Source organism: Psychroflexus aurantiacus (assembly GCF_010820555.1).
Classification (GTDB): domain Bacteria; phylum Bacteroidota; class Bacteroidia; order Flavobacteriales; family Flavobacteriaceae; genus Psychroflexus; species Psychroflexus aurantiacus.
Genome location: NZ_JAAIKD010000004.1, coordinates 333,097 through 346,194, shown reverse-complemented (window position 1 = coordinate 346,194; position 13,098 = coordinate 333,097). Strand labels below are relative to the sequence as shown.

Sequence of the window (13,098 nt, the reverse complement as noted above, 5' to 3'; positions counted from 1 at the left end):
TGATTGGTTAAAAATATGGTGAGATAGGACTTTAACGTTACTTTTGTGATCTGCTATGAGTAACAAGAATAAAAATCCAAATCGAAAATCTCACCTGAGGTTACTGCATCAATACTATACCTATACAGGTTTTTACAGCTTTTTGGGTAGAAGTTTGATCAAGGCAGCCCCTCCTATTTTGATATTTGTTGCGATTTTACTTGGAATTCATTTTTTTGTAATCGATGTCAATACCATGCTGTTGTACATTACAGAAAACTTTCATCCGGTTGCAGTTTTTGCTATATTTTTTGCTTCAGAATCCATTTTGGGTCTTATTCCGCCGGAAATCTTTATCGCCTGGTGCGGTAAGGCCGCTTCACCATGGGGTTTTTTGACTATTCTGGCTACCCTATCCTATCTTGGAGGTATTATTTCTTATTTTGTGGGGCGAGGTATTGCCAGCATCCCATCCGTATTCGTATTCCTGGAAGTAAAAATGGCCAAGCACATCAAGAACATGAGAAAATGGGGAGGAATCTTGATTTTGGTAGGAGCTTTACTCCCACTTCCGTTTGCCATTGCCAGCATTTCGGCCGGGATAATTAAATTCCCATTTGGAAGTTATTTGCTTTATGGCGCCTTAAGGTTTGTTCGATTTGCGATTTACGGAGCCTTAATATTTGGGGCGCTTTAAGAGATATACAAGTGTCGTTTATCAGTTTTAAGCATTCAGAAGTCTCATAGCCTGATTGACACAGCCTTACTTTTCTCCCTCGATTCCAAATACAGAATGATCAAAAAAAGGACTATACTTAAATAGCCCTTTTGTAAAATGGATTAATCCATAAAGTGTTCGTTGATCTTTACCCTCAGTTTTCTGACGTAATCTTCGTAAAGCCAATCTCTATAATTTTTGGTGTTGTTGATGATGCAGTTGGAATAGCGTTTTATACGGTCTTTAATATCATCTTTCAATTCTCTGGCTAAAATTCTGGCATCAAAAACATCTTCCGAATTTTCGGCACACATTCTGGCATGCTGAGCTATAGATTCTTCCAGAACCAGTTTAGACTTATCACCGTTGTTGATGGTTTCATTATAACGTCTTCTGATATCAAATTCTACATTCTCCGAATTTTTGAACATCTCTCTCACTTCCTCCGGCATTTCATACTTGAAGTTGAGTTCAATTTCTTCATCAGAAACCATATTATCCAGGAAGTAATCTGGATTTTCAAAAATCATTTGCCAGTCTACAGATGCGTTCCAGGGTCCAAATCTGGCGATGTTGTTACCGAGATCGATCACGTTAAACGTATCTTTATGAGGCAGTTTACGGGATCCCCTACCTATCATCTGGAAGTAAAGCGTTAAGGATTTGGTCGCTCTGTTTAAAATTATATTTTTAACGGTAGGTTCATCAAAACCCGTCGTAAGAATACTTACAGAAGTAAGAATGGCATCAGGTTTTTCTCTAAACCATTTCAGAATCGCCCTTCTCTCCTTTTTATTGTGAGTATTATCAAGGTGTTTTATGTCGTAACCGGCATCCTTGAAGGTCTGATATACATACCAGGAGGTGTTGATCCCGTTATTAAAAATCAAAGTTTTTTCGCCTTTGCACTTTTCTTCATAGGCCTGAATCAGCTTTTCCTGCATATCCAGGTTCGTGTACAGGTCTTCAGAAGATTTAACGGTGTAATCCCCTGTGATTCCTACCTGCAGTGTACCAAGACCTACATCATAACTAAACATTTTGGCCTCTGCCAAAAATCCCTGTTCTATCAATGAGGATATTGAATTTCCCACGATAAGCTCCTCATAATTTCGATGCATGGGAAGCTTAATATTAGAACTTAAGGGTGTTGCAGTTACGCCAAGAATAAAAGCTTTGTCCAGATACCCAAAAAGTTTGGTAAACGAATTATAGTGGGCTTCATCAATGATAGCTAAGCCGACATTTTTCATATTCAGCTTTTCTTCATTCAATCTATTGTTCAGGGTTTCAACCATGGCCACAAAACACATGTACTCATTATCATCCGGAAGTTCTTTTACTTTTGAATTGATGATTTTATTTTTTACTCCAAAACCTTCAAGCATATCGGAGGTCTGCTTACAAAGTTCAATTCTATGTGTGAGCACAATGACTTTCTTTCCTGTTTTTTCGATATATCGTCTTACGATTTCAGAAAATACGACGGTCTTACCTCCTCCCGTTGGTAACTGATACAATAGATTATAATTATCTGGAGAATTCTCAATCTTATCAAAAATCTTTACTAAGTCCTTTTCTTGATAATCGTAGAGGCTCTTTTCTGCAGTCTTTTCAGGCATAAACTTCCTTGAGTTGAAATGTGATTTACTAATTTAAGATTTGCAAAAATACGCAGATTAAAGCGTTTATTGAAATTATTTAGGGTTTTATAAAACAAAATCTATACTTTGCAGAGGACTTCATCAGGGTAAATGCAAGTATATTTTCAAAAAAAGAGAAACAACTACCTATATATATAAACTAAAAATTATTTTTGCATAACATCTAAAAAACATAAAAGCCTTGGAAAATAAAAAAGCAATAAAACTAATTGATTCTATTGTCGAAACTCTTGAGTCGAACGAGATAGTAACAGACGATGTGGTAGACATGGTGAGAGAACTGCGTCCTTACGCAGTGGAAGAAAACTTACCTGTTGTCGCTAAGACATTGAGGTTGGTGACTGAACATGTGGAAGAAAATGAGGTTTTTGCAATTCCGATTCCTCAGGATGAACCACTCGTTGACGAAGAGTCTGGTGAGGAAATTGAAGCGGAACATTCTGAAATTATCACAGGATCGGAGAGCCTTCTTTATTTAATCAATCTGATTAAAAAGTCAGAAAACCCTGTCAACAAGGCTGAAATAAGAGAATACAACCGTAAAATGGAAGCTTTTGCTGAATAATTTTAAGTATGGGAAGAGCATTTGAATTTAGAAAAGCCAGAAAAATGAAGCGCTGGTCTGCAATGGCCAAGACCTTTACCAGGCTAGGTAAGGATATTGTCATGGCTGTAAAAGAAGGCGGTCCTGATCCTGAAACCAATGCGAAGTTAAGAGCTGTTATTCAAAATGCCAAAACGGCCAATATGCCCAAGGATAACGTCGAAAGAGCGATCAAAAGAGCTTCCGACAAAAGCCTGGGCGACTATAAAATTATTTTATATGAAGGCTATGCTCCGCATGGTATTGCCATTCTTGTAGAAACAGCCACAGATAATACCAACCGAACCGTAGCCAACATCAGGTCTTATTTTAATAAGTGTGACGGAAATTTAGGGACCTCCGGCTCCGTGGAATTTATGTTTGATCACACCTGCAACTTCAAAATTGCTTCTGAAGGTCTTGACGTTGAAGAATTGGAACTGGAAATGATAGACTTTGGCGCTGAAGAAGTCTTTGAAGATGAAGACAGTATCATGATTTATGCACCATTTCAAAATTTTGGAGACATTCAAAAATATTTAGAAGAGCGTGATATAGTAATTGAATCCTCTGGTTTTGACAGAATACCACAAGTCACAAAAAGTCTTACCGATGAACAGAAGGAGGATGTTGAAAAGCTTCTAGAGAAAATTGAAGAGGATGATGATGTTCAAAACGTCTATCATACGATGAGCGAATAAATTAAAAAGGCTGGATGAAAATCCAGCCTTTTTAATTTTAAAGAAACAGTCCTTACATATTTTCAAAAATCGATTTCATCAATCGGGTTTTATCATTAAGGCTTTCTTCCATGGAGATCATGGTTTCGGTCCTGCTGACACCATCGATATCATCGATAAGAAAAATAATGTTTTTGGCGTGCTCTGTATTCTTAGCTCTTATTTTACAAAACAGGTTAAATTTACCTGTAGTCACGTGGGCTACGGTAATGTTTGGGATTTCTTCAATTCTGTTAAGAACAAATTGAGTTTGAGAAGTCTTTTCAAGAAAAATACCAACATAAGCTATAAAGGTGTAGCCTAATTTTTTGTAATTCAGAGTCAGTGACGAACCGATGATGATCCCACTTTCTTCCATCTTCTTAACCCTTACATGCACTGTACCCGCAGAGATGTCCAATTTTTTGGCAATATCAGTAAACGGAGTTCTAGTATTGTCAATGAGCATATTCAGAATCTGGTGATCTGTCTCGTCAAGTTTAATTTTTCCTTTCATATGTGAAATCTTATATTATTAAATAAAATGCAATAATAATCAAAATTTATAATTATAAAAGAAAGATTCGGCTAAATCTTTAGCAATTATATAGCGAAAACGTTATTGTTAAGTGTAAACGATGATAAAATTTCACCTTCCTTCAACTGCACCGGCTTTTCAAATTCCAAAATTTGACCTTCAGCATCGATTTCCCGATGTCCGAAATAATCATTCAGCCTGTCTATTCTTTCTATAACAGGAACAAATTTAATGTGATGCGCGCTGAGGGTTTCTTTGAATTGAATCGCTATATCAGTGGGGTTGTCGTTATAATTCACGTTTCTTAAAATCACGTCATAGAAAAGTTTTTCATTTTCAGGAATTTCAAAATAGGTTTCGACGGCATCAAAATTTTCGTTGTTGGCCACATCGATAATCATATTCAGCAAAGCTATAAAAATATATTTTCGCGTTTCCTCGCGATCATAATCGCCGGGGAAATGACCAGCTTCAAACAAAACTGTAGGGGTTCCCTTTTTTTGAAGGTAATCTCCTATACAATTGATGTTAAAAGCATCGTCATATCTACCGATTTGACCTGGAATAAATTCTTGAAGCATCAGGTTAGCCCTTGCAATTAAACCCATGGCTTTCGTTCTGATGGCATCAATATCTCGCGCCTCATTGAAAGATGGTGAAAGAAAGGAAACCGTAGCAGGCTTATCGGTTGAACCCGCACTGAAGATAGTCCGCTGATCGTGCATATTAAAACACACCTCAGGCTTGAATTCAGAATAAATGCCCTGCAGTATTTTGCTTTCAGATTGCGTTTTCAAATACGCATCCCTGTTCAAATCGATGGCATTGGCATTCACGCGGGTGTAGTTAACAGCGCCGTCAGGATTTAAAACAGGAACGATAACGAAACTGCATCGATCCAGAATGGCCTCAGAAACTTCCGGATAGGTCAAAAAATAATTCAATACATCTAGAACTGCCTTGGTGGTTGTGCTTTCATTTCCATGCATCTGAGACCAGATCAAAATCTTTCGAGGTCCTTTACCTACATGAAATGAAGAAATAATTCGACCTTCTTCAGAATGGCCTTCATGTTTGATTGTGAACTTTTTGGATAGCGTCTTAAAGACCTCGAGAAGATCCTCTTCTTTCAGATATCTTCCCTGAAGAGATGAAACTTTAAATTCTGAATAGGTCGTTAGTAGTTCAGTAAAATCGGGCTGCTTTAAATTCATGTTTACAAATGTATAAAAATAGGATTATACATTTGTAAACAATTCAAAAGCATAAAATAGTTACAGATGTAAACTAAAGTTTGAAGAAGTGTGAGTTATCCTTCCCTCTTCAGTGGAATTTTTCCTATTGATCAATAAATAGTTTCTAATATACTAGTAAATAGCAATTTAACATGTACTATATATAGTATGACTTTAATAAAGACCAGCTTGTTTTTGACGAACTATTGAATAATCCGGATTAATTGTTTACATTAGTGACCTATTTGAATAGATATTCTCATATAATAATTTACAATGGTAAACAGTAAGGATTTTTCAAAACGTCTTAAGGAGATATTCGATTATTACGATTTGTCGGCCTCCTCTTTTGCGGATAAGATTGATGTAGGCAGGGCTTCTATTTCTCATATTCTTTCCGGAAGAAATAAACCCAGTCTGGATTTTGTGATGAAAGTTGTGTCCAGCTTTGAAGAGGTTGAACTTTACTGGCTTTTAAATGGAAAAGGGCACTTTCCTCCTGCTGATCAGAACGAAGATAATACTCTTGAAAAACCAACTGATGACTCTGATGATTCTAAAGCAGTCACTTCTAAAAACGACAGGCTTGTAGCTGACATGGAAAGTCAGCCAAAGAGAAGGTCAGGAAAAGATATTGAGAAGGTCATTATATTCTATGCTGACGGCAGCTTTGAGTCGTATGAAAATTATCCTAAAACCTAAGGCAGTCATTAGATTTGGACTACTTTTGCATAAAAAAGTCAATGCGCTATCTTATTTTACTTTTGAGCTTATGTTTAGCCTCCTGTTACAACCCACAACGGCAGTGCAAAGATTTTAAAACAGGTACATTCGAATTTGAAACCTACCTCAATGGTGACCTGGTGAAAACGACTTTCATTAGAAATGACTCTTTGGAAGTCGAAATTTATGAAAATAAAAAAGACACGGCCTCCATCCGCTGGATCAATGATTGTGAATACGTTTTAAAAACTATAAATCCCAAGAATATGGCTGAAGAGCAGCCTATTCACATGAAAATACTTTCCACGTCAAAGAATGCTTACACCTTCGAGTACAGCATTGTCGGGAAGAATAACAAGCAAAAAGGCCGTGTGACCAAGATAAATTAATCGAACAACGAAGATTGATTATTGCCTGGCTTCACTTCATCTGTATCGTCCCCTTCAGCATCTGGAGTCTCTTCCTCGTAAGGCAGAGGGTCGAGTACATCTATCTGCTTGACATTTTCTGAGGTCAATTGATTTCCCTGGGCTTTTATACCCTTTACAGCGATAAACTCTTCCACATTTACTGTGTCGTTCTCTTTTCTCTCTTTACCTCGCGCTTTTTTATATTCGATTTCAATCCTGGGCATATAATCTGTAGACACGACCTCCAGTTGGGAATTTGGGTGATCGGTGATGATTAATTCTTCTTTATCAGGCTGCTCTATTAAAAAGCGCTTAACATAAAAGCGTTCTTTTTCACCTTCCCAGTAAATCGCTGAGATTGGTTTTTTGGGATTCCATTTTTCAATAACGATCACATCGTTTTCAAATCGTGTGGTGAGTTCAGGTATTATCGTTTTTACGATTCCGTTTTGACGGATAATCAAGAGTCTGTCTTCACCTCTAAAGGCTCCTAGCAGTTCACCCCTTTCGTCCACGTTGAGTCGCCTCACGGTTTCATCAAACCAGATTTTTCTTGGTTTAAGAGTTGATACCCCTTCTTCTTTTATTTCTACACTTTTAATCGGCATTTTAGAAACCAGATTCCCTTTCACATTCCTGCCCTTTATTGCTAAATCAGAGAAATCAATGTCAAACTTGAGACGTTTCAATCCTTTTTTCTGTCTTAAAAACACGGTGACCAGCTCGGCTTCACCGTTAGGATTCGCAGAGAAGTATAAAAGTTTAGTACCGGGTTTATCCTTGCCAACATTATAAGCCCTGTCTCGAGTAATGGAGGTTACTGCAAATCGTTTCATGTAGTTATAACCTGCTTTTCCATCTCTGTAAATCAGATTATAAATGGTGCGTTTATCCTTTTTCTTGAAAATTCCAACGTAGATAATGTTTTTAGCAATAAAGGTCTTGTCTTCTACCTTGGTGACCATCATGGTACCGTCTTCCGTAAAGCAAATGATGTCATCTATATCACTGCAATCGGTAACGTACTCCTCTTTTTTCATAGACGTTCCTACAAAGCCTTCACTTCTGTTGACATAAAGCTTCGTATTTCTCATGATGACTTTTGTCGCTTCAATATCTTCAAAAAGCTGAATCTTTGTTTTGCGTTCTTTTCCAGCGCCGTATTTCTCTTTCAGATTTTTAAAATAATTGATAGAATAGTCAATCAAATGCTCCAGGTCATGTTTCACGCTTTGAATCTCGCCTTCCAAGGCTTCGATTTTTTGCTCAGCTTTATCAAGATCAAATTTTGAAATCCTTTTGATTTTGATTTCAGTTAATCGTGTGATATCATCCCTTGTTATTTTGCGTTTGAGATGCTTGATGTGTGGCTGCAAACCGAGATTGATGGCCTCTATAACCCCTTCCCAGGTTTCTTCCTCTTCAATATCCCGGTAGATGCGTTTTTCTATGAATATTTTTTCCAGAGATGCAAAATGCCACTGCTCCTCTAATTCTCCTAGTTTTATTTGCAGTTCAGATTTTAATAAACGAACCGTGTTGTCTGTACTTCTCCTCAGAAGCTCAGAAACGCCTAGAAAGTGGGGTTTATCATCAATAATAACACAGCTTAAAGGCGAAATGGAAACCTCACAGTTTGTAAATGCAAACAAGGCATCTATCGTTTTATCCGGTGAGATATTATTGGGTAAATGAATGAGAATTTCAACTTCAGAAGACGTATTGTCTTCGATTTTTTTAATTTTTATTTTTCCCTTTTCGTTCGCTTTTAAGATAGAATCTATAAGGGTGGATGTATTGGTAGAATAAGGAATCTCATTCACGACAAGCAAATTTTTATCTCTTATTTCAATATTTGCTCTCACCCTGATCTTTCCTCCTCTTAATCCGTCGTTATAATTTGAGACATCTACAACGCCACCGGTGACAAAATCAGGATAAATAGTGAAGCGCTTACCCTCCAGGTGTTTGATAGAGGCCTCTATGAGTTCATTGAAATTGTGAGGTAAGATTTTCGTGCTTAAGCCCACGGCAATACCTTCAGCGCCCTGAGCCAGGACCATAGGGAATTTCACGGGAAGATTTACAGGCTCCTGCTTCCTGCCGTCATAGGAAATTTGCCATTCCGTGGTTTTTGGATTAAATACTACATCAAGTGCAAACTTCGACAAGCGTGCTTCAATATACCTTGAAGCCGCTGCTCGGTCTCCCGTTAGAATGTTACCCCAGTTTCCCTGGGTATCGATCAGAATGTCTTTTTGACCAATCTGTACGATAGCATCTCCAATACTCGCGTCTCCGTGTGGATGGTACTGCATGGTATGACCAACGATGTTTGCAACTTTTGTATAGCGTCCATCGTCCAGATCTTTCATGGAATGTAAAATTCGACGATGCACTGGTTTAAAACCATCTTCAATCGCAGGTACGGCCCTTTCTAAAATGACATACGAGGCATAATCCAGGAACCATTCCTGAAACATCCCTGTCACCTTTATGGACTCATCCTTTGCGCCAGGATCAAATTCATTTTGAGAATCAGAAGTCAAATCTAAATCGTCACTCATAGGTTGGCTTTGTTTTTATCTATTATTTTATCAAGAGATAACTTCATAAATCTTATTTTCCTTGGACTTAACATACTGATGTTAACCCTGAAGTTTCTGTCTGTATTTTTTGTTGAATAAAACACGGTTAACCTTTTATATATCAACAGGTTGCGTATTTTGTAATCCTTTATTTTTTCTCTTTTAATTTCATAAATCTTAGTGCGGTAACTGATAAATTCAGACAGAATGGCTCCCTTGTTCAAGAAGACAACTAAACTTCCCTCGCTGTCATATTCAAAATATTTTCCTGCAAAATAGACATAAACCAAAGCTAAACTTATGACTATAAGCGTCGCATAATAGTAGGTGTTTGATGGAAAGAGTTGTTTGCCGAGTTGATGATTTAGAAAAATAGTGAGTAAAAGAACTATTACCGAGAAGTAATAAATCCAGGGTATTTTTTTCACAAATTTATAATTATTTAACCTCATGAATCTCTTCTTCAACCTCTTCCACCAGATCAATTTCTACTTTCAAATTATCGATTATAAAATTTTGGCGGTCGGGTGTGTTTTTACCCATATAAAACTCCAGAATTTCAGGAATACTTTTGTATTTATCCAGCATCACAGGATCTAACCGAATATCTTCGCCTATAAAATTCTTGAATTCGTCCGGAGAAATTTCACCCAGTCCCTTAAACCGGGTAATTTCTGGTTTTCCCCTCAGAGTTTTGATGGCTTCTCTTTTTTCAGTTTCAGAATAACAGTAAAAGGTTTGTTTTTTATCCCTCACTCTAAAAAGCGGGGTTTGCAGGATATATAAGTGCCCTTCTTTGATCAGTTCCGGGAAAAACTGAAGAAAAAAAGTAATGATCAATAATCTGATGTGCATCCCGTCTACATCGGCATCTGTTGCGATGACAATGTTGTTATACCTTAAATCCTCCAGTGAATCTTCAATATTTAATGCGGCCTGTAAAAGATTGAATTCTTCATTTTCATAAACTATCTTTTTGCTTAGTCCGTAAGAGTTAAGGGGTTTACCCTTAAGGCTAAAAACCGCCTGCGTGTTTACATCCCTTGATTTTGTTATGCTTCCACTTGCAGAATCTCCTTCCGTAATGAATAAAGTCGTTTCCAGATAGCCTTCTTTTTTGGTATCCTCAAGATGAATCCTGCAGTCTCTGAGTTTTTTGTTGTGAACACTTGCTTTTTTAGCCCTGTCTTTGGCGAGTTTCCTAATCCCGGAAAGATCTTTTCGCTCTTTTTCTGCTCTGAGTATTTTCCTATGAAGCAATTCAGCCGTCTGATTGTTCTTATGGAGGTAGTTGTCCAGTTTCTGCTTCAGAAAATCCATGATATAAGTCCTTACCGTCGGCAAGTCTCCTCCCATATCGGTAGAACCCAGTTTGGTTTTGGTCTGACTTTCAAAAACAGGTTCCATCACCTTGATGCTGATCGCTGAAACGATCGATTTCCGGATGTCACTGGGTTCGAAATTCTTTTTATAAAACTCGCGTATCGTTTTTACAATGGCTTCTCTAAAAGCGGACTGGTGTGTTCCACCCTGGGTTGTATTTTGTCCGTTGACGAAGGAATGGTATTCTTCTGAATATTGAGCTTTGCTAAAGGTGATCGCCACTTCAATATCGTTTCCTCTCAGGTGAATGATCGGGAACAATTGATCTTCATTTCTGATTCGGTCGCTCAGTAAGTCTTTTAAGCCTTCTTCCGAATAGTATTTTTCACCATTGAAAAGTATGGTCAATCCCGGATTGAGATAGACATAATTTTTGAGCATTTTCTCAATATATTCATTTCTGAAATTATATTTTTTGAAAATGACTTCATCCGGTATAAACGTGACTTTAGTTCCGCGTCGTCTTGAAGTTTCATCAAGGTCTTCCTTTTTAATCAGATTACCCTGCTCAAATTCAGCAGAAACAGACTTGTTGTCTCTGGTAGATTCTACTCTGAAATAACTGGATAATGCATTTACGGCTTTGGTACCAACGCCATTGAGTCCCACCGATTTTTTGAAGGCATTGGTGTCATATTTTCCCCCCGTGTTCATTTTGGAAACCACATCCACCACTTTACCCAACGGAATCCCCCGACCATAATCCCTTACGATCACTTTTGAATTCTGAATGGAAACTTCGATGGTTTTACCAGAGCCCATGACAAATTCATCTATGGAATTGTCTAGCACTTCTTTTAATAAGATGTAAACTCCATCATCGGCTCCGGAACCATCACCGAGTTTACCTATATACATCCCTGGACGCATACGAATATGCTGCTTCCAGTCTAGTGATTTAATATTGTCTTCTGTGTACTTTGTTTCTTCTGCCATAATTTTTCTGAACACCGAAATATACTACGATTTCTTTAAAATAAAAATCTGAAGCAAATTTAAAATCTAAGGCAAGTATAAATATTTTTTAAGATAAAATATGTAAATAAAAACACGAAACCCCTATAACACTGTGGCCTAGGGGTTTGTGTCTATAAATGGAATCATTTATTATTCCTTGTGCATAAAAGATTGTTTGCCGAGTAATTCTTCTTCTGTTTCTTCATGTTCCTCATCGGGAACACAACAATCCACCGGGCAAACTGCTGCGCATTGCGGCTCTTCGTGAAAGCCTAAGCACTCCGTGCATTTGTCTGCAACGATATAATATAATTCATCACTGACGGGTTCCTGAGCTTCTTCTGCATTCACTTCTTTGCCATCCGGAAGTACAATATTTCCTTCCAGATCTGTACCATCCGCATATCTCCAATCATCTGCTCCTTCATAAATTGCGGTATTAGGACATTCGGGCTCGCAGGCACCGCAATTGATACATTCGTCTGTTATTTTAATAGCCATTTGAGTATTATTTATGTAAGTTTGTTCAAAAATAGCAACACTATAAAGGATAGCCAAATATATGACTTTAGATGCCAGAATAGATGCGTTTTCGAAACTTGGATTTTCACTACAAAACTACATAGATTCTCCAGACTCAAGCTCTAATTTTTCACAAAAATTGACTAATGTCTTAAGAAACGCCGAGTTGCAAAATGCCTGGTTTACCCAAGATCAAATCCACAGCGCACTTGAAGACTGGTCCAAGACGCTTACTCAAGATCAGTTATCCAAATGGCTTCAGCCTTATACGCTTGGAGATTATACCAAACAAAGAGTTGCCGTGGTCATGGCAGGAAATATCCCTTTGGTAGGATTTCATGATTTTCTGAGTGTTTTGATTACAGGTCATCACTTTATCGGGAAACTATCCTCAAATGACAGCTTGCTGGTCCCCTTCCTTGCTGAAGAACTTATAGCTATCGAACCGGAATTCAAATCTAAAATTGAGTTTACGAAGGAGAAGCTTCCCGAGTTTGATGCGGTTATTGCTACAGGCAGCAACAATACAGCCCGTTATTTTGAATATTACTTTAAAGACAAACCGCATATTATTCGTAAAAACAGGAATTCAGCTGCTATCCTGGACGGAACAGAATCTAAAGAAGACCTGGAAGCTTTAGGGCATGATGTTTTCAAATATTTTGGCTTAGGATGCCGAAATGTTTCCAAATTGTTTGTTCCTGAAACCTATGATTTTGATAACTTCTTCAAAGCGATGTTTGGGTATAAAGACCTTATAAATCATCATAAATACGCCAATAATTACGACTATAACAAAGCGGTTTACTTGATGAGTTCGGTTAAATTGCTGGATAATGGTTTTTTACTTCTGAAGGAAGATGAAAAATTTTCTTCACCAATTGGAGTTTTGTTTTACGAAACCTACACCGATGAAATGCAGCTGAAAGCCCGCCTGCTGGAAGAGCAACAGAATATACAATGTATCGTTGGGCAGCGTAGCTTAAGCGCTGTTGATTTTGGACAGGCTCAACATCCCGGTCTGGCAGATTATGCCGATGGCGTAGATACCATCAAATTTTTAATTGAAAACAACTGAT

The 13,098-nt window shown here is 37.7% G+C and carries 13 protein-coding genes; 6 read left to right on the top strand and 7 right to left on the bottom strand.

From position 1 onward, the window contains the following. Positions 1–55: 55 nt before the first annotated feature. Positions 56–676: a YqaA family protein gene (locus tag G3567_RS09075; protein ID WP_164005011.1), complete on the top strand. Its 621-nt coding sequence runs from the start codon at positions 56–58 to the stop codon at positions 674–676. A 143-nt stretch (positions 677–819) separates the two neighbouring features. On the opposite strand, the gene G3567_RS09070 is transcribed toward G3567_RS09075, so the two are convergent. Next, positions 820–2,319 (bottom strand): DEAD/DEAH box helicase, encoded by a 1,500-nt coding sequence (locus tag G3567_RS09070; protein ID WP_164005010.1) that lies wholly within the window; start codon positions 2,317–2,319, stop codon positions 820–822. 223 nt (positions 2,320–2,542) lie between these two features. Between G3567_RS09070 and G3567_RS09065 the strand changes: the two genes are divergently transcribed. Then, positions 2,543–2,926, top strand: a complete 384-nt coding sequence (locus tag G3567_RS09065) for a hypothetical protein (protein WP_164005009.1) — start codon at positions 2,543–2,545, stop codon at positions 2,924–2,926. An 8-nt stretch (positions 2,927–2,934) separates the two neighbouring features. Continuing rightward, the gene (locus G3567_RS09060; protein ID WP_164005008.1) at positions 2,935–3,645 is read left to right on the top strand and encodes a YebC/PmpR family DNA-binding transcriptional regulator; all 711 of its coding nucleotides are present in this window, start codon (positions 2,935–2,937) and stop codon (positions 3,643–3,645) included. Positions 3,646–3,697: 52 nt separating this feature from the next. Here G3567_RS09060 and G3567_RS09055 read toward each other — a convergent pair whose 3' ends face one another. Then, entirely contained in the window at positions 3,698–4,180 is a 483-nt protein-coding gene (locus G3567_RS09055; RefSeq protein WP_164005007.1) for an Lrp/AsnC family transcriptional regulator, read from the bottom strand. 86 nt (positions 4,181–4,266) lie between these two features. Continuing rightward, positions 4,267–5,415 (bottom strand): M14 family zinc carboxypeptidase, encoded by a 1,149-nt coding sequence (locus G3567_RS09050; protein ID WP_164005006.1) that lies wholly within the window; start codon positions 5,413–5,415, stop codon positions 4,267–4,269. A 297-nt stretch (positions 5,416–5,712) separates the two neighbouring features. Between G3567_RS09050 and G3567_RS09045 the strand changes: the two genes are divergently transcribed. Beyond that, positions 5,713–6,138 carry a helix-turn-helix transcriptional regulator gene (locus G3567_RS09045; protein WP_164005005.1) on the top strand — a complete coding sequence of 142 codons (426 nt, stop codon included), beginning with the start codon at positions 5,713–5,715 and terminating at the stop codon, positions 6,136–6,138. Positions 6,139–6,179: 41 nt separating this feature from the next. After that, the gene (locus tag G3567_RS09040; RefSeq protein WP_164005004.1) at positions 6,180–6,548 is read left to right on the top strand and encodes a DNA topoisomerase IV; all 369 of its coding nucleotides are present in this window, start codon (positions 6,180–6,182) and stop codon (positions 6,546–6,548) included. Here the strand turns inward: G3567_RS09040 and G3567_RS09035 are convergent. From G3567_RS09035 to G3567_RS09020, 4 genes are all read right to left on the bottom strand, one after another. Beyond that, positions 6,545–9,136, bottom strand: a complete 2,592-nt coding sequence (locus tag G3567_RS09035; RefSeq protein WP_164005003.1) for a DNA gyrase/topoisomerase IV subunit A — start codon at positions 9,134–9,136, stop codon at positions 6,545–6,547. The genes G3567_RS09040 and G3567_RS09035 overlap by 4 nt on opposite strands. Beyond that, complete coding sequence (locus G3567_RS09030; protein WP_317164170.1) at positions 9,133–9,585, bottom strand: hypothetical protein; 453 nt, start codon at positions 9,583–9,585, stop codon at positions 9,133–9,135. Before G3567_RS09030 ends, G3567_RS09035 begins: the two co-directional genes overlap by 4 nt. 10 nt (positions 9,586–9,595) lie before the next feature. Then, a complete protein-coding gene (locus tag G3567_RS09025; protein ID WP_164005001.1) occupies positions 9,596–11,476 on the bottom strand; it encodes a DNA topoisomerase IV subunit B in 1,881 nt (626 codons plus the stop codon). Between the two features lie 171 nt (positions 11,477–11,647). After that, entirely contained in the window at positions 11,648–11,998 is a 351-nt protein-coding gene (locus G3567_RS09020) for a 4Fe-4S dicluster domain-containing protein (protein ID WP_164005098.1), read from the bottom strand. Between the two features lie 61 nt (positions 11,999–12,059). Here G3567_RS09020 and G3567_RS09015 point away from each other — a divergent pair, with 61 nt between their 5' ends. Beyond that, positions 12,060–13,097 (top strand): acyl-CoA reductase, encoded by a 1,038-nt coding sequence (locus G3567_RS09015; protein WP_164005000.1) that lies wholly within the window; start codon positions 12,060–12,062, stop codon positions 13,095–13,097. Position 13,098: the final 1 nt, after the last annotated feature.

Bases quoted from the DNA above. Each gene is read 5' to 3' on its own strand.
- G3567_RS09075 (WP_164005011.1), top strand. From the start codon at position 56: ATGAGTAACAAGAATAAAAATCCAAATCGAAAATCTCACCTGAGGTTA.
- G3567_RS09070 (WP_164005010.1), bottom strand. From the start codon at position 2,319: ATGCCTGAAAAGACTGCAGAAAAGAGCCTCTACGATTATCAAGAAAAG.
- G3567_RS09060 (WP_164005008.1), top strand. From the start codon at position 2,935: ATGGGAAGAGCATTTGAATTTAGAAAAGCCAGAAAAATGAAGCGCTGG.
- G3567_RS09055 (WP_164005007.1), bottom strand. From the start codon at position 4,180: ATGAAAGGAAAAATTAAACTTGACGAGACAGATCACCAGATTCTGAAT.
- G3567_RS09050 (WP_164005006.1), bottom strand. From the start codon at position 5,415: ATGAATTTAAAGCAGCCCGATTTTACTGAACTACTAACGACCTATTCA.
- G3567_RS09045 (WP_164005005.1), top strand. From the start codon at position 5,713: ATGGTAAACAGTAAGGATTTTTCAAAACGTCTTAAGGAGATATTCGAT.
- G3567_RS09040 (WP_164005004.1), top strand. From the start codon at position 6,180: ATGCGCTATCTTATTTTACTTTTGAGCTTATGTTTAGCCTCCTGTTAC.
- G3567_RS09035 (WP_164005003.1), bottom strand. From the start codon at position 9,136: ATGAGTGACGATTTAGATTTGACTTCTGATTCTCAAAATGAATTTGAT.
- G3567_RS09025 (WP_164005001.1), bottom strand. From the start codon at position 11,476: ATGGCAGAAGAAACAAAGTACACAGAAGACAATATTAAATCACTAGAC.
- G3567_RS09020 (WP_164005098.1), bottom strand. From the start codon at position 11,998: ATGGCTATTAAAATAACAGACGAATGTATCAATTGCGGTGCCTGCGAG.
- G3567_RS09015 (WP_164005000.1), top strand. From the start codon at position 12,060: ATGACTTTAGATGCCAGAATAGATGCGTTTTCGAAACTTGGATTTTCA.